Raw genomic sequence first — 20554 nt, forward strand, 5'->3', positions numbered from 1 at the left:
ACTGTATAATGTCTGTACCATTTTATTACCTCCTTTGATTGCCACTCGATAAATTGCATTCTCTTTAAAATACAGATTTTATATTAATTTAAAAGTAATAACTAATTTCTTTTTTATCCATAACTTTTCGGATTGTTCGCTCATGTTTCGATCGTTTTCTTTTATCACTGCCTTTCACTCTTGTTTTTTCAAACATTCCGTCGTAAGTCCAATCATATCCGCTATACTTTTTAAACACCGTCGTCTTCAGGCGTCTATGATACGTCACTCACCGCCCGCCTCTTCGCGTGAGTCGTCGATGATTTTATAGCCGTATTTACGCGCATCTTTCAAGTATATTGCTGCACCACCGGAAAAAGGCGGCCAACTGTCGTCTTCAATAACTAGTGCTTTGTGAACCCCGCTATCATCCGATATAAAATCGCCCACCCGAACCTCAGTCGGCTGCGGCGCGTTCAAGTATTCGTCCGGCACCGCCAGGCTTAGCGCACGTCTTAGCGCGATTGCTTTACCGATATGAACGTTGAAGCAGTCGTCAGGGGCGGCTTTGGCGATGCCCCGCGCTAAGACGACCGTACCGCTATAAGCTCCCTTTAATAAGGCGACTACTGTCCGCTTTTCTCGATTTACTATGAACTCCGCATTCGCACCAAAGAGATCGACTTTGTAATCCGAAGTATTTCCGTTCACCATTCTTCCCGGCGATTTTAAAACTTCGATATCCGCCTTCGCCTGCTCAACGATTTCATCACGGCGGGCTTGGACGCTTTTCTCTGGCTTCCATAAACGTTCCTCTAGCGTCGTACAAACCGGAGTCGTTACCGTATTTACATCGCCAGGTACAATAACAACGTCTTGATTCGTTTTTGCATAGTGAACTACGAATCTATAAGAATATGCTCCGCCAATAACGATATCTCCAAAACGAGATTTATAACCGAAATATTTATCGTCCTTCTTTTCAAATACCGTATTCGCATTATTAATCAGCAATTTATTTTCCAATTCGCCAACTCCTTAGATATCATTTAATTTTTGCGTCAGATGAATAAATTGATCATTTAACTCTTTGAATTTTTCCTTATTTATGTATGCTTTATTTTCCCTAAACAAAAATAGATCCCGATATGCTTTTCTATTCCTGTTAATAATTTTAGTCGCAATAGTTGAGCTTACCCATTCTTCATTTACTATCTGGTTTAGGATTTCACCAAGTTCGAATAGAATTTCTAGTTTCTCTTTGTTTTGCTGTGTTTCAAGTCTTAACAATTTCCTCTGTGTTTCAAGTTGCATTGTTTCAAATTTGTATTTCTTTTTCTTCAAGGCTGCTATCTTTTCATATGCATGTGTTTTATTTCCCGTCTCCAATAAATCACCTCCTTAAAGTTTGAATAAAATATTAGTTTTATCAAAATGCATATTTTTTGTTTTTGTATTTTAAATAAAAAACTGTTATTTCATCAACCTCTTGTTATTATATTATACATATTTTTTATTTTTGTCTATATTTATTTTCAAAAGTTAGGAAGGAATAATTGTATTTGTTCTTTTCATCGGCTTCATTATGTTGTTTATTAGTCACTTTCCAATGATCATCTAACATTGGGAAATATGAATCTGCTTCATTTGACTCTGAATCAACAATTGTCAAATACACTTTATCAGCGTAGGGCAAGAATGCTTTGTAAATCATACTTCCCCCTATCACCATCACTTCCTCATCAGTGTTAACTTGACCTTGAATGAGCTTTAAGACCTCCTCAATTGAATGATACACAAAGGATGAATAATCTGGCTTAAAGTTCTGATCCCTAGTAAGTATAATATTCCTTCTATTCTGTAGAGGCTTACCTGTCATACCGATAATTGATTCGTATGTTGATCTTCCTTGAATACATATTTTCCCCTCAGTTTTTTCTTTGAAATGTTTCATGTCAGCAGGCAAATGATACAGTAATTTGTTTTGATGTCCAATGGCCAGAGTTTTATCACAGCAAGCAATAAGAGATAGCATTAAACCGCTACCTCAAATGAAAGCTTGTCTCCATGCTTATAGTTGATTAACTTGAAATCATCGATTGTAAAATGATAAAAATCTTTCACTGCAGGATTGATCCATAGTTCAGGTGCTTCAAACTGTTCTCTTTCCATTTGAATTTTCAAATTGTCTATATGACGTGTGTACACATGGCAATCCCCAATGTTAAAGATATATTCACCAAGCTCATAACCAGTCACTTGAGCAATCATGCGCTGCAACACATTGTACTGGAATACATTGAATGGATTTCCCAATGCCATGTCATTGCTCCGTGCTCTTACCTCGAGGTGGAGCTTACCTTGCTTCACATACCATTGAGTTTCGTATACACATGGCGTTAAGGACATTGCGTCTAAATCATCAGGATTCCACAGCATTGTAATATGTCTGCGTGAAGACGGGTTGTTCTTCAATTGATGAAGAAGATAGTCTACCTGATCCACTTTTTCTCCATTTAGATTCCTGTTTTTCTTCCCCAGCTGAAATCCATATGCATGTCCGATGGTGCCGTCTTCTTGTTTCCACTGATCCCAAATATGTACGCCCATCTTGTTTAAATCATTAACATCATTAGATTTCAGCTGCCAAATCCAGAGCAACTCTTTAATGGCTGTTTTCCAGGCAACCTTTTTTGTCGTTAAAATCGGAACCTCTGAGTTGTCGAATCTCATTTGCTTACTCATTACACTTAGAGTATGTGCCGGTGTTCCATCTGAGTCCCACTTGGTTCTTACATCAAACTCTTCGTCTGAGATTCCATTATTGATAATATCCTTTATAATTGAATTGTATTGTTTATCGAATTGAGTCATGTTTCTCAGTCCTTTTTTGAATTATATATGAAAAAACAAAGCATTAATTAAATATTTTATAAGAATACACCTGCCAAATAAAATACAACAAAAAGGAAATTCCCACAAACAAACAGCCAGTAAATATATGTATTTTGCTTAGTTTTTTCACCGTCTAATACATCTAAAACTTTAAACATACTAAGGACAACATAAATAAGTGAAACTGCTGTCCAAGCAAGCATTAGAATGTTATCATGCATAATTAATCCGATATAAGCCAAAGGGACAATGAAAGATATCCCCTTAAGCAAAGTGAACAGGTAAATCAAATTCTTATTTCGTTTCATATTTTCTAATGATGAATTATCGACCACATTCTTTACTTTTCTATACGCATTACCTTCTCCTCGAACAATCAATCTGACCTCATTAATGTTTAATGCAATTAGATAAGCTGCTAGAAATAAAGTTACATATGTTATAATAAACATCTCCTTATTTTATATTTGTCTTTTGATTTATTACTACTCTAATCAAGTGATAATTAAGCATTTAGGCGAGTCATGGAAATCATAACCCCCTACTTTAAATAAATTAGTCGGTCTTGATCTATTCACTCGGCTATGCTGGTCAGAGTTCCTCATTAATAAATCATCTTGCAGCATATTCTTATATCCATGTAAATTAATCAATTCATTTATTTCTTCGGGCGTACCCTCAAATTCAATACCATTAATATTTGCTTTCATCCAAAAAGCTCCCCTTTAATTCATTCACTTGATCAGCAATGTTTTCTTTAATTGTATATGGCAACTGATCGATCCCTTTTCCAATTCGTTTCTGACCAGTTTTCCTGATTTTTGTTGTCATCTCTTTAAAACACTCTAAAGCAGTATCTGCAATTTCATCATATAGCCCCTGAATTTTCACTAATACACTTAAATACTCTTCGTCACCTTCTTCAAATAGTGCCAACCCTTCTTCAAGTTTATTGATCTTTTCAATACTCTTTATTATTTTATTTTTATCCTTAAACAATTAATCACCCACCCAGTTTATTTTGGTCATGCATCTTCATGAAGTTAGCTGCTGCCTTCTTGTATCTCAGGTCTTTCTCGTACTCAGCAACTTGTCTCATATGTTCAATAAATTCATCTTCAAGTCCTTGCAACTGAAGAAATCCAAAGCAAAGACCATTCCTATAAAGCATGTCGTCATATTTTGCTTGTAAAGCTCTTTCTTTGCTGTTAATGATCTCTTTCCTCCTTAAATATTAGATAAAAAAATCTGTTTCATCTCCTTTTCTCTAAATATGTTAAAATGAACCAAAAAGGAAATTGTGGTGTATTTATGCTAGACTCAGCTTTTTTCTTGCAATACTTTATGGTTCTTTATTTTTGCTTCATATTTTATAGACTCATTAGACGATTCCTTTACAAAAAAGGTCGGCTGCCAGTACATAAACATATCGTTATCCTCTGTTTATTGGTTTACTTTTTCAACTTGATAAGTGTTACACTTTTCCCTATGCCAATAGATGCTAATTTAATTAAGGATACGAAGGATGACACTTATATCCCTTTTGTATCAGGAAATAACTTTATCCCGTTTTACTTTTTTGTAGACGTTTACCATGAAGGACTGCAATATTATGTAATTAGATCACTTGGAGGAAACCTAATATTATTACTGCCAATTGGCTTGTTGTTTCCTTTTTTATTCGCGAAGTTAAATAACGTAAAAAGGATTTTGCTAACTGGATTTTTCATATCTCTATTTATTGAACTAATACAGCTTTCGTTTTCAGTGTATATAGGATCGATTTACAGAAGTTTTGATGTAGATGATTTAATCCTTAACACAATAGGTACTTTAATAGGGTATTGGTTCTTTTACATTTTAAGAATGCTCTATGAAAAATTGAGTTATAGTATTAAAAATAACTCGTCATCAATAAATATTGAATAATTTATGCATTCTCTCATATGATAATATGTACCTTGGCTGAAACCTCCATTGTTCAGATCACAGCATGAATACAGCCAAGGTTTTTAATTTTACTTACTTCGTCCCCGTTGAACCGTGTCCGCCACGATCTTCATTCCCTAAATGCTCAACCTCTACCAATTCAACTGCCGGCATTTTCTTCATAATTCTAAATTGACAAACCCGATCTCCCTTTTTAATTTCAGTATCACGCAATGCATAAGCAGGAAAGAACCAGAAATCGTTGTCTCCCTTATATGACTCATCGATAACACCCATTGAATTTGTTTGAATAACGCCAAAGTTCTTATATGTACTTGAACGAGGGACGACATGTGCTTCGTAACCTTCAGGCAGCTCCATTGCAACACCTAATGGGACAAGCTTAAATTCATCTTTTTTGATTGTTACATCTTCAGCTGCCCGAAGATCAATCCAATCTCCTTGCTCAATTTTGCGGATTCTTGTTTGTGTATCATCTAAATATTTGATTTTAATTTGCATTATATATTAACTCCTTTAGTTTTAGTTTTTTTATGTGTAACATTTGCTATCCAAAAATTAAATAAGCAGCCCAATCTGAATACCGTTGAATAATCCAGTCTACACGTTTAATCTTACAGAAAGTTATCCAATCAATTATCCATAAGGGTATTATAGTGATTAAAAAAATCAACAACAATATGTACTTCCACCATAAAAGCCTGTTAAAATTCCAACCGAGTATGGTCAGCCCTCCTTTTAATTACAATAAAATTACCCTTTTATCGTAATTCGTTTAGTAACTCATCAAGTTCATTAGGCTTAAAACCAACACTTCGGTTTACTTCTTCTCCTTGATCATTCAGCAAAATGGTTACCGGTACTCCCATGACACCAAATCTTGCTGCTACTTCTGGTTCCTGTGTAACGTCAACAGTCTCAAATTGAATATTTACTTGTTCTAAGTAATTGGACACCATTTTACATGGATTGCAATTAGGCTGCTCTAATTTAATTAATCTCATTGAATACATCCTTTCTCGGTAAAAATGAAATCTGAATCCTTTAAAGGCTCCACTGTTGCTTTTTTGTATCCATTCCCTTTAGTTGAAAAGAAGTCATGGGATTTGGTCTTAGTGCTCAATCCATTAATAACAATTGGGTTAACATCTTCTTCCTCAAACAGATGATCGAATCCCAGGTTGTTTAAAGCTTTATTAGCATTGTATCTGATGAATTTCTTAACATCTGGAGCTAAGCCAACTTGATCATAGACATCTTCTGTATACTCTAATTCATTTTCGTAAAGCTCCTGCAGTAAGTTTAATGCCCATTCATACAATTCCGTTTGCTTCTGTGGTGTTTGGTTCTTATATATCTCTTGAGCTAGCAATCCGATGTATGTTCCATGTATCGCTTCGTCTCTAATACCCTTAGTTCAACCGAGTTCGCTACTATCGGTTCGTTGCCCTGTCGCAACCGCCTTACGTTACCGTAAGGAGCAGACTATATCATCATCCCTGTAGGATGCCTCCCGTTTCGATTTAAGGGGTTCTCACCCACGCCAATAGCTTGCGCCCTACTCGTTTTGCGGAATTTCGCCGCCTATGCGATAGTCGTTGAACGTTCTATGCGATCCCATAAAGTCTTCCATCTTCTTTTATGGCGAATTAGACTAACGTAACGAGGATGAAGGCTGTATTTTTCACCAGCTTCAACATTGTTCATTCCAGCAATCAAATCATAGATTAAATTTGTTGCCTCCATATTAGTGAGCTTTGACATTGAATTACTTTCTCCAGGTTGTCCTGACATTAATCCAATTTTCATTGCATGTAGAGTATTTTCTTTAGGTGTAACTATTTCTAAGTTCCGAACGTGGTTGTTTAGTTTATTTCCATCTATGTGGTTTACAAACATTCCTTTTGGTATATCATGAATAAAATATTTTGCGACTAACCTATGTACTAAATAGTTCTGTGTTCCTTTTTTCGGATGCGTGTATCCTATCATTTCATAGCCATGTGGAGTAATAAATGTCTTTCTTGGTTTCTTTAATTTTTTTGATATGATAACTCCCGTTTCCGTTATCCACCAAGGTGCTTCTTCGACTTCTTTCCTTATCATTTTCACCTCCTTTGGGTTCGCATAGCTTCGCTGCTGATTGTCCTAATAAGGATTTTCCAGCAATTAGAGAGGTTCACATTTGCCGTTGCCGACAAAAGGGACTATTAAATAATCAGGTTAATGATCTCTCCACTTTGCATTAACTTTCCTTGTCCATAAAAATAAAGTGGGTAATAAAATCCTGAGTAAAAAAGAAAACTCTCCAGAAACACAGATGCAACCATTGCTCTGAATAAGGAAATTTCATCGTTCTTCTCAACTGCTTTATAAATTGAAACAATTGTTCTAGCCTTCTTTTGAAGAAACCTATTGTTTTTCACCCATTCGAAGACTTCATTGATCTTCTCGGTTGGAGCCAAAGTTAGAAAGATGTTGCTGTACGACTTCGCATGGACAGCGTTCTCCATCATCGCCATAAAGTTCAGCACCGCTTTCCGCTGGTGGCCGTCTACGTGTTCAGCCACGATCGGCATCCCCGTATTCCCCTGCTCTGTATCAAGAAGCGTAAGTCCGGCCAGTACCTTCATATAAGTATCCTGCTCATTTTTTCCGAGGTACTTCCATGTGAGAAGATCTCCGTTTAAAGCAATCTCTTCCGGAAGCCAGAACTGTTTCACGTTTTGGTTATAGAACATTTGGGTAAAATCGTCTTCATGCTTTGACCAGTTTGCTGCAGTATACAGCTTGTTTTTGTTGAGTTGTGACAAAAATGTGACCTCCTAAATATTTTTTCCTCCCTCATCACCTGTAAAAAGAAGGGAATATTTTATAAATGTTGTAAATTTTATAATGCAACATATTCACTATTAAGGGAGGAATAAAAAATGAAAAAGAAATTTATTGCTGGTGCTTTAGTTTTAGGTCTAATACCTACTATTGGTAGTACTGCTGTTTCAGCGAAGTCGATTCAAAATCCTGTGAAAGTCATAAATCCTTTAGAAGATCCTAGATGTGACCGTGGCACTTTAATTTGTGAAACTGGTTATTTTACAGCTGCAGGAAACTTATATTTCGATTATTTTGGAAGTGAAGACGACAAAATAAGAGTTTACATTGCAAATGATGGAGACTACCCTTTTGAGTACAGAATTACGAACCCTGACGGCAAGAGAATAGCAGACGGTATTACAGTGAAACCAGGAAAGTTCAAAGAAACAACCTTTTACGTAAAAGATATAGAAGGTACTTATAAAGTCCGTGTAACAAATAAAGATGGTGAAGATATCCAAGCATTTGTAAAAGCAAGAGGACTTTAATTTAGAACCCAGGAGTCAGGCAGCATTACAGAGTGCCGACTCCTCTACTATTTAATTTAAACTACACAAGACAGACACCCTTCCTGCCCTGTATCTTTTGTTCTCGCATAGTACAAAGTCTTAATTCCTCGATGATGAGCATAGAGATCAATTCGGTTCAAATCTCTTGTTGTCATCGTATCCTTTAAGAACAATGTAAATGAAATTCCTTGGTCAACGTGCTGCTGAATTGTTGCAATAAGATCAACTACCTTAAACATATCCATGTCGTATGCTTCTTTGTAGAAGAACCAATTCTGAGCCGATAAACCTGGCATCGGATAATATGTCTTACTGTTTCCGTATGTACGTTCCTCAATTCTCTCCATAATCGGCATTACACCTGCTGTAGATGATTGAACATATGAGATGCTTCCCGTAGGCGCAATAGCTTGTCTATAGGAATGATAAAGACCATATTTCATTACATCCTCTTTAAGCTTCACCCAATCTTCAATATTAGGAATATGTTGATCTCCAAATAGCATTTTAACCTTTACAAACTGAGGGCTATAATCATTTGTTACGTACTTTTCGAAATACTCACCTGATTTGTAAGTCGAACCATCAAACTTGTAGTATGTCTCCCCTGTTTCTCGTGCAATTTCCATTGAACGTTGCAGAGAGTAGAAGTTAACCATCATAAAGTATGTATTTGCAAAATCCTTAGCTTCTTCACTTTCATAAGCAATATTATTTTGAGCTAGAAATCCATGGAGGTTCATCTGCCCTAGACCAATTGATCTCATTAGTGTATTTGCTCTTGCAACTGCTGGAGCATTTACAATGTTTGTTTTCCTTGTGACAGTTGTCAATGAGTCAATTGCTATTCTTACTGTTGAAGCAATTGATTGATTACTCATTACATTTACAATGTTCATTGAGCCAAGATTGCAGGAGATATCTAAACCAATTTCATCCTCTTTATCGTAATCCGTATACACTGATACTTGTGATGATTGGAGGACTTCAGAACACAAATTTGAAAACTTCACTTTTGAAATATGTTCATTTGGATGCACTTTATTTACATTGTCAGCAAACATGATATATGGATAACCAGATTCGCTTCTTAGAATGGCCAATTGCTCTAACAGCTTTCGAGCATTTCCCTTTGATTTTCTAACTCTTGGATTTTCAACAAGCTCATCATACATTTCATTAATGTCTAACTCATCAAGATACTGTCCATATTCCTTGTATACTGAATGCGGATAGAACATGTAATAATCCTTGTCTTCCCTTGCAAGTTCAATAAACTTATCAGGAACAACTACACCAATGGATAGTGTTTTAACTCGGACATCTTCATCAGCACTTATTTTTTTGGTCAACTATCCCCTTATTTCTAAGGGGGCTGGACTATATCTTCATCTTAGTAAGATGCTTTGCGCTTCAACCGGCGCTAATCTCCGGCTTACAATTAGTCTCTACACCTTCCGAGCACCTGAAATAATTTTTAAATTTTGGGTTGTTTACACGACTATTTATTGTGTTTCTACTAATATTTAGTCGCCTACCGGCTTCTGACATAGAATGATAGTAAACTCCATCTACAATAATCCCGACCCTATTTCCGTTGTTAAGACTAAGCTTAAGACAAGTTTCTTTTGTCTTTTTTCTTCCCTTACGAGATAAAGACATTTTTCGCTTAGTTTCCTCAGTGTGCTTCCTTCCATCAAAACGCTTCGTTATCTTGCTCCGCATTTTCTCCATATGTTCAGGCTTATCGTACCAATAATTATTTTTCCCTGAATTAATTTTGGATGAGTTACGTCTAACATCCTCTGAATGAGTCTTCCCAAACATTGGATTTTTTTCTCCCCTGTAGGACATTCCATATGCATTGTCATAAAGATTGTACAATTGTTCTTTGTCAAAATTAGATAAGAATTCTTGTTCCTTTTTATATAGGTCAAAGCGATTTATGTTATCAGAGTGATATAAAACTTCAAACAGAAAATTATTCTCTCCATATGTATTAAAGTCTTCTTGTAATGGCTTATTGTGGTGTGAACCAGACTTTAGCAATCTTAAATGCGCTGTCTTCCTTTTTCTAAAATTTGCGCTACTTCCTATGTAGAACTTGCCGTTTTTAATATTTCTTATTTTGTATACAGCCTTCAATGTTTCACCTCCTTTCGTGCTCGGCTTGGCACGGGATTGCCACCACCCTTGTGTGCTGAGGTTCCCCCGTTAGCCCTGATCCAGGACACCGCTTTTGCTTGCGTTCACAAAGTTTTCACTGCCATATTGCTATAACAGGCGACTACCAATTAATCGAGAAAATCAATAATATCTGGGTGAAAAACACTGAGATAAGCAGCTCCACTTCCTTGCCTTTGTCCCATCTGATCTGCATATCTAAAAGCATTATCCAATAGCTTCATAACACCTACGACACCTTTAGTCGCATTCTCTACGTCTTTAATCGCTTCACCTTTGGCTCTTAGTTTGTTTAGATTTAATGCTACTCCTCCACCTAGCTTAGAAAGCTGCATGGAGATATCAATAGCACGTGAAATATCATTCAAACTGTCGCCTACTTCAAGTAAGAAGCAGCTCACCATTTCACCTCTTCGCTTACGTCCAGCATTAAGGAAAGTAGGTGTTGCCGGCTGATACTCTTGTTTCATCATAGTATGTACTTCCTCAACAGCTTTCTCATAATCGCCATCAGCGCAATATAAAGCCACAATTGAGACACGATCCTCATACCTTTCCAGGATCTTTGTTTTATCGTTTGTCTTCAATGCGTAGTCATTGTAGAACTTAAACGCGCTCATAAAAGATGGGAATCTAAATTTGTAACTGTAAGCAATCTTATAAATTGATTTAATCTGTTCAAATGTATATTTGCTTAAGAATTCTTCTTCGTAATAATCATTTTTAATCAAATAATCAAGTTTCTCTTTTAGATCATGGAAAAAGACTGTGTTTTGATTTATGTAATCAACAAAGTAACTATGTACGGCCTCCTTATCCTTTTCGAATTGATACTTCCCATCTTTCTGAATCATGATCTCATTATTAAGCTTGATCCACTTTGGTATTGTGTTTGTCAATAAGTTGTACCTCCTGAATGAGCTTCTGTAAGTCTTGTTTCGTTCCACTAAGTTCAAACTTTAATAACAATGGTGTGTGGAACTTAGCTGAGAGCTTGTCTCCAGCTAAACCATAGTTATCACCCCAAACCTTGTTTCCACTAACAGCAACTCCTCTTATTTTATTTTTATTCTTATTAATAAAATTCAATGTCCTTTCAGGTACTTCCCCAAAGCCAATCGTGTATGTAATATGTATGAACTCTTGATTGATGATGGTATCATCTGTTATATCAATTGCCTTAATATCTGATTTGTGTTGCAGCGCTTTTACAAACCTTTTTACATTGCCTGTTTTACTCTCATATGTAATGATCACTAATCGTTATATGCTCCTGTAATTAATCTTGTAGTTGCAGATTCAGCTTCATTTTCAACATGGTAATATGCTTCAGCTATTTCACTATTAATAGCTCCCATTTCAGCATAACCTTTGGCCATTTGAGCCTCATATGGAGACAACTCCTCTAATTCAACAGGGATATAGTTATCCTTTTGGCTTTGAGGAATAACCATTTGGTGTCCTTCTAAGTCAGTTGCAATAAGTTCTCCCTTAAATACTGTAAATGACTCACCATTTTGCATATGTATCTTCTTATTTTCTTTTGCTTCTTCCATAGTCACCAGATCATTACGCTTTACGTATAACTGTCTAGCTGCCCCCATTTTACATCTCCTTATTATTTGTTTTTATTTTGAATAAAGCTGTGATTTTATCTAGATTTAAGCAGTACCTATTCGTCCTTCTTAGGAATTGTCACTCTTCTTCGATCGTCCATCCATTTAATCTTGCGTACTTTAATTTTCTTGAATATCTACGCTTCCACTCGTCCCAGTCCTTCTTCTCTTGACCTGACGTTAGTGAGCCTCTGTACTGATTTTGTCTTCTTTTCTTGTCTAGCTCTAGTATATCGCCAACCCATCTAGGAACTGACGGCCTATAGTTACTTTGCGACATCTATTCGTCCTCCAATTGTTTCTGTATAAATGTCATTGTGTCTTCTATTGTTTCGGCCACCCTTCTCCAAGGAGTTTTTTAGCCTCTTCAACATCTGTGAATCTTTCAATCTTGTGTCTATAATCATCGATCCACCGGTAAACACATACTGCATTTTCTTCAACTTTCATGACGGTGTACTGCTGCATAGGATCTTCTAGAAGATGAAGTTTCTGATCTTTATAAAACCCTTGAATCATATAATATCCTCCTCTTATTTTTATTGAATTTCTCTTACTTCATGCGGTACTCCGCTTTCTTCTTGAGCATATACAGCATCATTATGAGCCTCAATTGCATCATCATAAGTATTAACAAGTGATCCCATACAATAAAGACCATATTTCATTTTCATCTTCATCATCCTCTTAATTTATTTTTATTCTTTAAAGTAAACTGCCATCAATAAGCAATACCATCTCTTCGTCATTAGAAATCTCCTCAAGAACCTGTTTAAACGGCATGAGCTCTTTATCTTCTCCTGGCGCCCTTCCATGTTGTATTGCCGCATAAACTTGCCCAACTTCTGTCATTTCATCACTTAACTCTCCATCATCATCTGTAACAGTATCTGTGTACAGTTCCATTGCCTTTTCTTTTGTATAAGCCTTAATCAATGCATAATAGGGGTCAAACACTTCAAAATACTTCATAATGGGTTTTTCGACTTCCAATTCCTCAACGTAATCGCCTTTAATTTTCACATCATCAACTCCGTTTTCGAGCAAATGATCTACCATATCCTTGCCTAGTTGTTCTAACGCTGCTCCTTGAACAGATGGACTTTCGTCATTAAATCCTTCATGGGCGTAACAAGTTGCTTTTATTTCAAAAACTGCTGCTTTAATTCCCATAGCACAATGCTCCTTTTAATATTTATTTTTTAGATTTAGAATCCACTAATCTCTTTAAAATCATCCTTTTAACTTAATACTTCATCTAACATTAAAGAGTTATTTAAGTACAAAACTTTCATAGTCTTTATTTCCTTGTTCATTACAATGTCAATTTGTTCATCTTTTAGCGAAAGAAATAAATCAAATATTTCCACGTTGTCCTTTCTGTCTTGAAAGCAATATCGCTTAGTTTCAAGAACTTTCTTTCCAGAAAGATAGCTCCAACTTGTAAACTCATAAAGGAATTTAACAATCCCTTCAAATCCATTCATTTTCAAATAATATGTTATTTCCTCCACCAACCTTTCATTCAAATAGAACTTTTATTTAGCCTTATTGTCGTTTTACAAAATGGTGTCAGCAGGTAAAGTTGTAACTTTCATTTCGCCGACTATTTCACCAGTTGATTTCTTTTTGAAAATAATCTTTGCAGCATTATCATTACTCATCTTGAGTGCCTCCTTAGATAAACAATGAGCTAACATACAGAACAATCAATGCGAAAGCTGAATGAAGCAAAGACTTACCAGCTTTCTTGAAAATGTTCTCATCTTTTTCCTGATCTGACCGTTTTACACCTTTGACAAATACGTTGAGTAAAACACCGATTACAAATGCATGAGGTAAAGTGACATGGACATTTTGAATGTTGTATGTATCGATGAGTAAAGGATTTAGCACATGATTTAATCCGTAATAAACAATTAGTGACATAGTCAACGCTTCAACAAAAATAAGTAATCCAACTACAATTAACGAACCTGACCCCATAAAGAATCCACTCCAAATATCTTTTGTATCCTTATTCAATAAATATCTCTCCTTTAGTCTTTTTTAGTTAGCCTCTTCCACCAGGAAGTTTTTATCTGTCTTTGATTTTGAGTATCATTGTTTTTTGCTTTCTTATTATTGTGTTCTTCACATTCCTTCAAGCTTTTTTCATCTATAATTGTCTTAACCACTCTGTCAGTTTGATATGTCCACTCATTATGTATGTTTCGCTGCCTGTCAGTCACTATGACATATTCATTAAGTCCAGGGATATAAACTTTACCTCCAATTTCTATAGGCTCAATATCTATATAGCCCTCGAAGATTGGTTCAGTATGAGTTACCTTACATACTGGCTGAATAATCCACCTCTCTGTACCTGGGGCACGGTGTGAATAATAACTTTCTTTCATAACCAATCCTTCAATCGATGCTTTATGGCGTCCCACTTATTCACCTCCTTATATGTCTCTTTAAAAATTGAATTTTATTTATAATTGATTGCTTTAAATAGTCTCTTACAGCCTAGGCTCAAAATTTTCACGTCCTAGTGGAATTGATTCCAAGAGTGTTTTGCTCCCGTCTTCATTCCACTTATAAAGATAAACACCATAATTCAACCCATTTTTGAAATATCTTTTACTTGCATATTCATATAGCTTTTTCTTTGCTTTTTCCTCTTTTTCAAATTGCATTGAGTAATGCCCACTATATGCTGAGACATTTGCTACATAAGGTTTTTGCATATTATTAATTTTAGTAATATTAGACTCAACATCTTTCAGTTTCTCTTCTAAAATCCTTTTCTCTTTCTCTAGCTTTTCTTTTTTCTCTTTTAAAGATTGTGTGTTGGCCATTTACTCCACCCTTTCTTAAAACAGTGATCTCTGATTGTTCTAATTTGTCGTATACTGCGCTTGCCCGGGAAATTATGAATATTGCCGTTGATTATAATTTCCCTCTAACTCTTCATATGTAGCCCTAAACGGTGAAGTAACTTCTCGCTCCCCAACTTGTAAATACTTAAACCCTGTTACATATCCTTTCTTATATACTCTATCTACATAGACGGTTTCATTTGCATCTAGCCGATTATCCCAATAACCGTTTAATCTTGATTTAGCCATTTATTATCCCTCCATTTCATTCCAAACTCTCGATAAAAGGAATATTTTATCCGCTTATTTTGTATTTGTTGTTTATCCTTAAATATTCTAATGTCTTTTTAACGCTTAAATTACTGCATTCCTTCTTCACTTTCTCGGAATAACCCTTTGCACAACCTTCACAACAATTGAAGTCTACATAAGTTTTATCATCGCTGATTCTAAGACAAATTGTTTTTCCGTTTATGTACTCTTTACAGATGTCACATATATGATTCATTAACCCTCTCCCTTCACTCTAAGTTATTTTAATTATATACATATTATTTGTATTTGTCTATTGTTTTTTTATTTATTTTTCAAGAAGAGTAGGAGAGTTTCCTCCCCTACAGTACAATACGGCTGCTGCTAATGGTCTTCAGCTCGTTTATGAAATACACGAACAATTATTGCCGCTATGAAGAATAAGGCAAACAAACCAAAAGCCATTGATCCATTCTTTAAAATTATCCCAAAGATCAACAATGCACAACCAGACAAAATAAATAGTATTTTACTTAAGATATTGATCATTTACACTTCTCCATACAATCAAAGAATGCATTTACACCAATAATACCTGCAGTATTTACACAAGCATAACAAGCAGTTCCTGCTGTTGCTGGAACACCAGCTGTGCATGCAGCTCCACATAAAATAGCTAAACCAGTAATTGCCCATTGGCTAATATTCTTATCACCTAAACAATCTGATACGCATCCAGTCCAACTCTGAGTACTCATCATGTTAGATGAGCTACCTTTGTCTTTTGAAGTTTTTTCTGTTTCAAAGACGCCAGACTTGTCCTCATCTTTAACGCCATTAACCCAATAAGTCATTTCGTTTTGAGTGCTGCTGATTTTCTTCATATCAACTTCATAGTACTCTTCAATATTCATATCATTATTAAACGAAACATTAAATGAACTAACTCTGTCTACTTTTTCAGTGTCCACGTATAAATAAGAAACTGAATAAGTTACTGTACCATCATCATATTTGATAGCTCTAACTGATGCGTTATCAAATACCTTTTCGTTTGATTTATGATACTTAATGTCTCCGTCTTCAATTGCTTTTTCTGCCTTTGATAGAAGTTTTTCCTTAGTCTTTTTACTCACATCAATAGTGTGATCTGCAATAAACTCTGCTTCTGATTTCACTTTATCCTTATCGATATTATCTGTTGGGATTGTACTCTTTGCATCACTATTTTGAGGAAATGTTGCAAAGGCCAATACAAATACGGCAACTAATGCTAAGATCGTTCGATAAAAAGACTTGTTCATTAAAATATCCCCTTTGTAAAAATATAAATCTCATCTGGCATCAATACTTATCAAACAGACAATCTCATAAATCACCCTCTTTCTTTAATAAATGCTACCAATCATATAAATAATTGTTAAGAAACAAAGGCGATTTTGAATAATAAGTATCACAGATATCATTAACTCAAAGGGATATTGCTCACCTCTATAAACAACTTATGTAATTTTGTAATTCGTTAGATTTAGTAAAAACCTCACCGAATTTTTTGTCTATCGTTTTCCATTGCCTTTCAGTTGTTGAAGGCAACTCATTTTCAAGGTATATGAACAACTCATCGATTTTACTGCTAAGTTGATCCACATTTTGCACGAGAGTTTCTTTTATTGGATCAGATATTCGCATGGAGCCGTCCTCCCTTATGAAAAGATAGTTATAGCCTTGCCGTTGTCATTTTTTATGTATGGAGAATATTTTCGTTCAAGATAATTCCTTGATCTTCCTTCTCCCAGACTTACATTATAAATATCCCTTACCTCATTTACTTCGTATGCTTGTTCTTTTGCATGCTCAGGTGATAGCGCCTCAATAACTAGAGACGCATTTTCACCTTTGCTGTCTTTACACCTTACATAATACTTTTTCAATAAACATCCCTTTATCCTTTCGTTTTTTCTTGAAACAATTTAATGAATCAAGCCTCGATATGTATTTGGTTTAATATTGTGTAGATCCATTTGGTTAGTTAACCGCTCGATTTCCTTACTCATCGCATAACATTGATCAACATAAAATTTCTTTGGCATAATCACAAACTGGCCATCTTTAAATCCTTCCGCACCGGCTTCTTGCATTGCTGCTGGAAAGATATCAATTAGACTCCCTTTCTTAAAGCTCTCAATATACTCATCTACTGAAATAGTGTGCAAAACCTTAGCTAATACTCCATTGGTCTTTTCATCGTTATGTACGTAAATGCTTTGTGTATGTGGTTCAATAACTACAAATTCAAGAGCGTTTATCAAGTCAATTTTTTCTTGATCAGTTAGCATATTCACTCTCCTTTTAGATACGATTTGAAAAACTCACTTAAGTTATCAGCCATAGCTGCAGCAACTTCAGAAAAGTATTTATGTCTTTTCTCCTCTGATTTCAAAAACTCAACTGTCGTTTCTGCAATTTCTTTAATCCTGTCTTCTTTGATATTTCCATTCCTAACACGCTCTTTAATCTCCTCTGTCTCTTTTTTTAGGGACTCTGGGTAACTATCCAATTGATCTACTCCTCTAATTTTAAATTTGTATAAAAGACAAATTTTATTCAGATTCTTTATTAACGTATGTATGTATTAATTCCTTGAATATTGATTCAAGCACAGTTACAGTAATTGAATTACCGGCTTGCTTATATAATTGTGAGTTACTTATTCCCGCTGCAAAAGCTTTTTCAAAATCTTCATCATCGAAAGCTTGTAGCCTAAAGCACTCTAACGGTGTTAATTTTCTAATTCTGTATTTTGGATATTCTCCAATTGCTACCCCGTGCCTGTCAATAGTATTTACCGTAAATGCCGGTTCCCCATCGTCTTTAAATCTTCTTCCATTTTGTCGCTTTTCTTGCCTTTCAGGAGTTAAAACTGGTCGAACCTCAACTACAGCATTTTGTTTTTGATTTCTGTTCAACCCTCTCCAGTCAGAAGCAGAAAGTGTATGAGATACCTCAAGTTCTTTCCCAATCCCTGTTCTTCTTGAGTACTCTCTAGTCATTATTTCTTTCTCAATAATGTGTGTTCTTCTGCCCTTCCCAACTTCTCCTGGTGATGTTCCTTTTGTATAATTTGCATCTAAACAACAAGATACTCCGTCCCCAAAGGAAAATTGTTCTATTGCAATTTTAGGTTCTCTGTGGCCGCCTCCCATAGTTGTTAAAGTCGGACTAACTCCCTCAGGTGAGTAAACTCTTTTGATTGCATCGTGCCCTTTTATATCCACGTGTCCGACCATTAACGGCTCTTTTGTTTCATATTCTTTCTGTTGTGAAACTCCAAGTTGCTCAACAAGTCTCTTTGTCTTTTCTTCACTTAAGTAGTATTTCTCATCAACATACTCTTCAAGAATTTCTTTTAATCTCTTTTGGACAATACCTTGCAAGGGCCAATTAAATTTAAACCTTTTTATATTTAAATCTTTTAATCTCTTTTTTCCTTTAATTAGAACATCTTGTCTTGTTTTATCTATAACCCAGTCATCATTTTCAATTAAATCTTCTCTAATGCCAATTATGTATATACGTTCACGATTTTGAGGGACTTTAAAGAATTTAGAATTAAGTAATTCCAGATCAATTCTGTAACCGACCTCGCTAAAAGCCTCTGACATCACATTTAGGGTATTGCCTTTATCATGATTAATTAACCCTTTGACATTCTCAAAAACAAAGAACTTTGGTTGCTTCTCCTTTAGAGTCTCAATGTATTGAAAAAACAATGTCCCCCTTGTATCTTCAAATCCCTTCCGATGACCGGCTACACTAAAGCTTTGACAAGGAGACCCTCCAACTAAAAGATCAAAATCAGGCAGTGTCTTCTTATCGATTTTACTTACATCACCGTAGTTACATTGCTCATCAACGTTGTGAATTGCGCAATATGACTTAATAGCATATTTATCAATTTCACTAAAGCCAACTAGTTCATATTCAACCCCAATGTTTCTTAGTGCAGCTTCAAATGCACCGATTCCACTAAAAAGACTCATTACTCGTAGTTTATTCAATAAATAACCTCCGTTTATTTTATTTTTATTCTAAATAAAATTGATCTTTTAATTAGAAATTAGATATACTATGTAATTCTTTCAATCTGTTATTCGCAATTTCTATGTACTTACTTTCAGTTTCAAATCCAATCCATTTTCTATTTAAGTTTTCACAAGCTACTGCAGTTGTTCCAGACCCCATACAATTATCAAGAACTGTATCACCTTCATTTGAATATGTTTTAATTAAATACTCAAATAAAGCTACCGGTTTTTGAGTAGGGTGGTATTTCTTTTTATCGTATGCAAATTGTTGTATTGTTCTTGGGTAATTAGTGTATTCCTGAAAATTGCTTGTATTAGAACTGTTGTAATTACCGCCATTTCCCCCTCTTCTTGTTACTCTATTGTAGGGAACAATTCCTTGCGGATTATAAGTAGGCTGTTTCTTGTAAAACACTAGTATACTTTCATGATCTTTCATGGGCATTCTTTTAGCATTTAAGTGCCCAGTACCATTAGACTTTTTCCAAATCCATTCATATTTAAAATCTTTCACATTGCTCATTATTAGTGCACTCGTAAAAGGTTGCGCAGCTGTTAAAACGATTGCACCATTGTCTTTGATGATTCTTTTGTATTGCTCCCACAGTTTGTCGAAAGGGATAATTGAATCCCATTTATTACGTGTTGTTCCATATGGTAGATCGCATAGAATCATATCAATTGATTTGTCTGGAATAAGCGGCATTCCTTCCAAGCAGTCCATTTGATAAATTCTCTTTTTCTTAAGCATGGTTGTTTGTTCTGTAATTTGCACTTAATCTCTCCTTTTTTGACATTCTTTTCTTTCTCTTTAAAAGAGATATTTTAAAGTAATTTTCGTTCAATCTCTTCCCAGTTCATAACACGAATAAATCTGTTGTCATTCCTGTTATGGGGAGCATCAAAAAGAATCTTCATTCCTTCAAATGATTCTAAGTTATGTATTCCGTCATCTATCATGATGTCTGCTTTAATTATGCTTTTATTGCCACAAAGCACTACATTGCTATGTGGGATAAATGAAAAATGCTCAGTAAGCCATTCAAGCTTTGCTTTAAGGGACTCTGGATGGTTTGTTGCAGTAGTCACAACATATACTTCATATTTCTTCATCAGCTCTTTTACTACTCTTTGGCTGCCTTCTATAACATCAAGATTTCTGAACAAATTGTAATCTAAATGTCTATAAACATTATTGTTGGTATTTGTATATTTTTTTATATCCCAGCACAGGATGTCCTCCTCTTTGAGAAAAGGATCATCGTGTGTGTTAATGTTAGCTACCCAATCACTTAGTAAATCAGCTAAGACCTGATCCATGTCAATTGCAATTACTTTTTTCATAA

The 20554-nt window shown here is 35.2% G+C and carries 34 protein-coding genes and 4 pseudogenes; 2 read left to right on the top strand and 36 right to left on the bottom strand.

The genetic code is table 11. The features are described 5' to 3' along the window. Positions 1–88: 88 nt before the first annotated feature. From SB658_RS20500 to SB658_RS20540, 9 genes are all read right to left on the bottom strand, one after another. Positions 89–268: a hypothetical protein gene (locus tag SB658_RS20500; protein WP_068947577.1), complete on the bottom strand. Its 180-nt coding sequence runs from the start codon at positions 266–268 to the stop codon at positions 89–91. After that, positions 265–1005: a hypothetical protein gene (locus tag SB658_RS20505; protein WP_181456320.1), complete on the bottom strand. Its 741-nt coding sequence runs from the start codon at positions 1003–1005 to the stop codon at positions 265–267. Before SB658_RS20505 ends, SB658_RS20500 begins: the two co-directional genes overlap by 4 nt. 12 nt (positions 1006–1017) lie before the next feature. Then, on the bottom strand, positions 1018–1368 hold the full coding sequence (locus SB658_RS20510; RefSeq protein WP_068947575.1) for a hypothetical protein: 351 nt from the start codon (positions 1366–1368) through the stop codon (positions 1018–1020). A gap of 124 nt (positions 1369–1492) precedes the next feature. Next, positions 1493–2014, bottom strand: a complete 522-nt coding sequence (locus SB658_RS20515; RefSeq protein WP_017697111.1) for a dihydrofolate reductase — start codon at positions 2012–2014, stop codon at positions 1493–1495. Beyond that, positions 2014–2853 carry a thymidylate synthase gene (locus SB658_RS20520; protein ID WP_213386187.1) on the bottom strand — a complete coding sequence of 280 codons (840 nt, stop codon included), beginning with the start codon at positions 2851–2853 and terminating at the stop codon, positions 2014–2016. The genes SB658_RS20515 and SB658_RS20520 overlap by 1 nt, the downstream gene beginning before the upstream one ends. 56 nt (positions 2854–2909) lie before the next feature. Then, positions 2910–3254, bottom strand: a complete 345-nt coding sequence (locus SB658_RS20525; RefSeq protein ID WP_153912230.1) for a hypothetical protein — start codon at positions 3252–3254, stop codon at positions 2910–2912. A gap of 114 nt (positions 3255–3368) precedes the next feature. Continuing rightward, the gene (locus SB658_RS20530) at positions 3369–3584 is read right to left on the bottom strand and encodes a hypothetical protein (protein WP_144500603.1); all 216 of its coding nucleotides are present in this window, start codon (positions 3582–3584) and stop codon (positions 3369–3371) included. Beyond that, complete coding sequence (locus tag SB658_RS20535; protein WP_144500602.1) at positions 3568–3873, bottom strand: hypothetical protein; 306 nt, start codon at positions 3871–3873, stop codon at positions 3568–3570. The genes SB658_RS20530 and SB658_RS20535 overlap by 17 nt, the downstream gene beginning before the upstream one ends. A gap of 4 nt (positions 3874–3877) precedes the next feature. Beyond that, positions 3878–4045 (bottom strand): hypothetical protein, encoded by a 168-nt coding sequence (locus SB658_RS20540; RefSeq protein ID WP_116316022.1) that lies wholly within the window; start codon positions 4043–4045, stop codon positions 3878–3880. Positions 4046–4218: 173 nt separating this feature from the next. Between SB658_RS20540 and SB658_RS20545 the strand changes: the two genes are divergently transcribed. Further along, positions 4219–4803 carry a VanZ family protein gene (locus tag SB658_RS20545; protein ID WP_282213127.1) on the top strand — a complete coding sequence of 195 codons (585 nt, stop codon included), beginning with the start codon at positions 4219–4221 and terminating at the stop codon, positions 4801–4803. 93 nt (positions 4804–4896) lie between these two features. On the opposite strand, the gene dutA is transcribed toward SB658_RS20545, so the two are convergent. The 5 genes and pseudogenes from dutA to SB658_RS20570 form a co-directional block, all read right to left on the bottom strand. Next, on the bottom strand, positions 4897–5325 hold the full coding sequence (gene dutA / locus SB658_RS20550) for a dUTP diphosphatase DutA (RefSeq protein ID WP_144500600.1): 429 nt from the start codon (positions 5323–5325) through the stop codon (positions 4897–4899). Between the two features lie 260 nt (positions 5326–5585). After that, positions 5586–5828, bottom strand: coding sequence for a thioredoxin family protein (locus tag SB658_RS20555; RefSeq protein ID WP_327820786.1), 243 nt, complete (start codon positions 5826–5828; stop codon positions 5586–5588). Beyond that, positions 5825–6232, bottom strand: a pseudogene (locus SB658_RS20560) (ribonucleotide-diphosphate reductase subunit beta); the annotation flags it as partial. The pseudogene SB658_RS20560 and the gene SB658_RS20555, both read right to left, overlap by 4 nt. Positions 6233–6408: 176 nt before the next feature. Then, positions 6409–6930 carry an HNH endonuclease signature motif containing protein gene (locus SB658_RS20565; protein ID WP_041052703.1) on the bottom strand — a complete coding sequence of 174 codons (522 nt, stop codon included), beginning with the start codon at positions 6928–6930 and terminating at the stop codon, positions 6409–6411. A gap of 107 nt (positions 6931–7037) precedes the next feature. Continuing rightward, a pseudogene (locus tag SB658_RS20570) lies at positions 7038–7637 on the bottom strand (ribonucleotide-diphosphate reductase subunit beta); the annotation flags it as partial. A 117-nt stretch (positions 7638–7754) separates the two neighbouring features. Between SB658_RS20570 and SB658_RS20575 the strand changes: the two are divergent. Continuing rightward, positions 7755–8186, top strand: coding sequence for a hypothetical protein (locus SB658_RS20575; RefSeq protein ID WP_019712228.1), 432 nt, complete (start codon positions 7755–7757; stop codon positions 8184–8186). Between the two features lie 56 nt (positions 8187–8242). On the opposite strand, the pseudogene SB658_RS20580 reads toward SB658_RS20575, so the two are convergent. The 22 genes and pseudogenes from SB658_RS20580 to SB658_RS20685 all read right to left on the bottom strand — a co-directional run. Beyond that, positions 8243–9556 (bottom strand): annotated as a pseudogene (locus SB658_RS20580) (ribonucleoside-diphosphate reductase subunit alpha); the annotation flags it as partial. A 64-nt stretch (positions 9557–9620) separates the two neighbouring features. After that, the gene (locus tag SB658_RS20585; protein WP_153912232.1) at positions 9621–10352 is read right to left on the bottom strand and encodes an NUMOD3 domain-containing DNA-binding protein; all 732 of its coding nucleotides are present in this window, start codon (positions 10350–10352) and stop codon (positions 9621–9623) included. A 152-nt stretch (positions 10353–10504) separates the two neighbouring features. Then, positions 10505–11290 (bottom strand): annotated as a pseudogene (locus SB658_RS20590) (ribonucleotide reductase N-terminal alpha domain-containing protein); the annotation flags it as partial. Next, positions 11256–11648, bottom strand: a complete 393-nt coding sequence (nrdI, locus tag SB658_RS20595; protein ID WP_289400332.1) for a class Ib ribonucleoside-diphosphate reductase assembly flavoprotein NrdI — start codon at positions 11646–11648, stop codon at positions 11256–11258. The gene nrdI and the pseudogene SB658_RS20590, both read right to left, overlap by 35 nt. Continuing rightward, positions 11648–11995: a hypothetical protein gene (locus tag SB658_RS20600; RefSeq protein ID WP_032721808.1), complete on the bottom strand. Its 348-nt coding sequence runs from the start codon at positions 11993–11995 to the stop codon at positions 11648–11650. Before SB658_RS20600 ends, nrdI begins: the two co-directional genes overlap by 1 nt. Positions 11996–12086: 91 nt before the next feature. Then, a complete protein-coding gene (locus SB658_RS20605) occupies positions 12087–12287 on the bottom strand; it encodes a hypothetical protein (protein WP_009967463.1) in 201 nt (66 codons plus the stop codon). A 44-nt stretch (positions 12288–12331) separates the two neighbouring features. Continuing rightward, positions 12332–12526, bottom strand: coding sequence for a hypothetical protein (locus SB658_RS20610; protein WP_004399360.1), 195 nt, complete (start codon positions 12524–12526; stop codon positions 12332–12334). A gap of 20 nt (positions 12527–12546) precedes the next feature. After that, entirely contained in the window at positions 12547–12681 is a 135-nt protein-coding gene (locus tag SB658_RS20615) for a hypothetical protein (RefSeq protein WP_004399476.1), read from the bottom strand. 31 nt (positions 12682–12712) lie between these two features. Then, a complete protein-coding gene (locus SB658_RS20620; protein WP_113712904.1) occupies positions 12713–13180 on the bottom strand; it encodes a hypothetical protein in 468 nt (155 codons plus the stop codon). Between the two features lie 386 nt (positions 13181–13566). Continuing rightward, on the bottom strand, positions 13567–13671 hold the full coding sequence (locus SB658_RS20625) for a hypothetical protein (protein ID WP_108490819.1): 105 nt from the start codon (positions 13669–13671) through the stop codon (positions 13567–13569). A gap of 13 nt (positions 13672–13684) precedes the next feature. Then, positions 13685–14032, bottom strand: coding sequence for a hypothetical protein (locus SB658_RS20630; protein WP_108490818.1), 348 nt, complete (start codon positions 14030–14032; stop codon positions 13685–13687). A 14-nt stretch (positions 14033–14046) separates the two neighbouring features. Then, complete coding sequence (locus tag SB658_RS20635; RefSeq protein ID WP_327845589.1) at positions 14047–14442, bottom strand: hypothetical protein; 396 nt, start codon at positions 14440–14442, stop codon at positions 14047–14049. Between the two features lie 69 nt (positions 14443–14511). Next, positions 14512–14850: a hypothetical protein gene (locus tag SB658_RS20640; RefSeq protein ID WP_021493493.1), complete on the bottom strand. Its 339-nt coding sequence runs from the start codon at positions 14848–14850 to the stop codon at positions 14512–14514. 72 nt (positions 14851–14922) lie between these two features. Next, positions 14923–15120, bottom strand: coding sequence for a hypothetical protein (locus SB658_RS20645; protein WP_327845590.1), 198 nt, complete (start codon positions 15118–15120; stop codon positions 14923–14925). Positions 15121–15166: 46 nt separating this feature from the next. Further along, positions 15167–15379, bottom strand: coding sequence for a hypothetical protein (locus SB658_RS20650; protein ID WP_144500593.1), 213 nt, complete (start codon positions 15377–15379; stop codon positions 15167–15169). Between the two features lie 289 nt (positions 15380–15668). Beyond that, positions 15669–16427 (bottom strand): hypothetical protein, encoded by a 759-nt coding sequence (locus tag SB658_RS20655; RefSeq protein ID WP_144500592.1) that lies wholly within the window; start codon positions 16425–16427, stop codon positions 15669–15671. 399 nt (positions 16428–16826) lie between these two features. Continuing rightward, positions 16827–17054, bottom strand: a complete 228-nt coding sequence (locus SB658_RS20660) for a hypothetical protein (RefSeq protein ID WP_019712331.1) — start codon at positions 17052–17054, stop codon at positions 16827–16829. 39 nt (positions 17055–17093) lie between these two features. Beyond that, positions 17094–17459 (bottom strand): hypothetical protein, encoded by a 366-nt coding sequence (locus tag SB658_RS20665; protein WP_144500591.1) that lies wholly within the window; start codon positions 17457–17459, stop codon positions 17094–17096. A 2-nt stretch (positions 17460–17461) separates the two neighbouring features. Continuing rightward, positions 17462–17680, bottom strand: coding sequence for a hypothetical protein (locus SB658_RS20670; protein ID WP_003231092.1), 219 nt, complete (start codon positions 17678–17680; stop codon positions 17462–17464). Positions 17681–17723: 43 nt separating this feature from the next. After that, positions 17724–19181, bottom strand: a complete 1458-nt coding sequence (gene dcm / locus SB658_RS20675) for a DNA (cytosine-5-)-methyltransferase (protein ID WP_244251292.1) — start codon at positions 19179–19181, stop codon at positions 17724–17726. A 52-nt stretch (positions 19182–19233) separates the two neighbouring features. Then, positions 19234–19959: a DNA-methyltransferase gene (locus SB658_RS20680; RefSeq protein ID WP_041352125.1), complete on the bottom strand. Its 726-nt coding sequence runs from the start codon at positions 19957–19959 to the stop codon at positions 19234–19236. A 74-nt stretch (positions 19960–20033) separates the two neighbouring features. Further along, positions 20034–20552, bottom strand: a complete 519-nt coding sequence (locus SB658_RS20685) for a 5' nucleotidase, NT5C type (RefSeq protein WP_032721774.1) — start codon at positions 20550–20552, stop codon at positions 20034–20036. Between the last annotated feature and the right edge of the window lie 2 nt (positions 20553–20554).

The organism is Bacillus sp. SIMBA_008, from assembly GCF_046535495.1.
GTDB lineage: Bacteria > Bacillota > Bacilli > Bacillales > Bacillaceae > Bacillus > Bacillus subtilis.

Bases quoted from the DNA above. Each gene is read 5' to 3' on its own strand.
- SB658_RS20610 (WP_004399360.1), bottom strand. From the start codon at position 12,526: ATGATTCAAGGGTTTTATAAAGATCAGAAACTTCATCTTCTAGAAGAT.
- SB658_RS20615 (WP_004399476.1), bottom strand. From the start codon at position 12,681: ATGAAAATGAAATATGGTCTTTATTGTATGGGATCACTTGTTAATACT.
- SB658_RS20515 (WP_017697111.1), bottom strand. From the start codon at position 2,014: ATGCTATCTCTTATTGCTTGCTGTGATAAAACTCTGGCCATTGGACAT.
- SB658_RS20545 (WP_282213127.1), top strand. From the start codon at position 4,219: ATGGTTCTTTATTTTTGCTTCATATTTTATAGACTCATTAGACGATTC.
- SB658_RS20665 (WP_144500591.1), bottom strand. From the start codon at position 17,459: ATGCTAACTGATCAAGAAAAAATTGACTTGATAAACGCTCTTGAATTT.
- SB658_RS20605 (WP_009967463.1), bottom strand. From the start codon at position 12,287: ATGTCGCAAAGTAACTATAGGCCGTCAGTTCCTAGATGGGTTGGCGAT.
- SB658_RS20640 (WP_021493493.1), bottom strand. From the start codon at position 14,850: ATGGCCAACACACAATCTTTAAAAGAGAAAAAAGAAAAGCTAGAGAAA.
- SB658_RS20680 (WP_041352125.1), bottom strand. From the start codon at position 19,959: ATGCTTAAGAAAAAGAGAATTTATCAAATGGACTGCTTGGAAGGAATG.
- SB658_RS20520 (WP_213386187.1), bottom strand. From the start codon at position 2,853: ATGACTCAATTCGATAAACAATACAATTCAATTATAAAGGATATTATC.
- SB658_RS20555 (WP_327820786.1), bottom strand. From the start codon at position 5,828: ATGAGATTAATTAAATTAGAGCAGCCTAATTGCAATCCATGTAAAATG.
- SB658_RS20600 (WP_032721808.1), bottom strand. From the start codon at position 11,995: ATGGGGGCAGCTAGACAGTTATACGTAAAGCGTAATGATCTGGTGACT.
- SB658_RS20655 (WP_144500592.1), bottom strand. From the start codon at position 16,427: ATGAACAAGTCTTTTTATCGAACGATCTTAGCATTAGTTGCCGTATTT.
- SB658_RS20650 (WP_144500593.1), bottom strand. From the start codon at position 15,379: ATGAATCATATATGTGACATCTGTAAAGAGTACATAAACGGAAAAACA.
- dutA (WP_144500600.1), bottom strand. From the start codon at position 5,325: ATGCAAATTAAAATCAAATATTTAGATGATACACAAACAAGAATCCGC.
- SB658_RS20625 (WP_108490819.1), bottom strand. From the start codon at position 13,671: ATGAGTAATGATAATGCTGCAAAGATTATTTTCAAAAAGAAATCAACT.
- SB658_RS20575 (WP_019712228.1), top strand. From the start codon at position 7,755: ATGAAAAAGAAATTTATTGCTGGTGCTTTAGTTTTAGGTCTAATACCT.
- SB658_RS20685 (WP_032721774.1), bottom strand. From the start codon at position 20,552: ATGAAAAAAGTAATTGCAATTGACATGGATCAGGTCTTAGCTGATTTA.
- SB658_RS20540 (WP_116316022.1), bottom strand. From the start codon at position 4,045: ATGCTTTATAGGAATGGTCTTTGCTTTGGATTTCTTCAGTTGCAAGGA.
- SB658_RS20645 (WP_327845590.1), bottom strand. From the start codon at position 15,120: ATGGCTAAATCAAGATTAAACGGTTATTGGGATAATCGGCTAGATGCA.
- SB658_RS20530 (WP_144500603.1), bottom strand. From the start codon at position 3,584: ATGAAAGCAAATATTAATGGTATTGAATTTGAGGGTACGCCCGAAGAA.
- SB658_RS20565 (WP_041052703.1), bottom strand. From the start codon at position 6,930: ATGATAAGGAAAGAAGTCGAAGAAGCACCTTGGTGGATAACGGAAACG.
- SB658_RS20620 (WP_113712904.1), bottom strand. From the start codon at position 13,180: ATGGGAATTAAAGCAGCAGTTTTTGAAATAAAAGCAACTTGTTACGCC.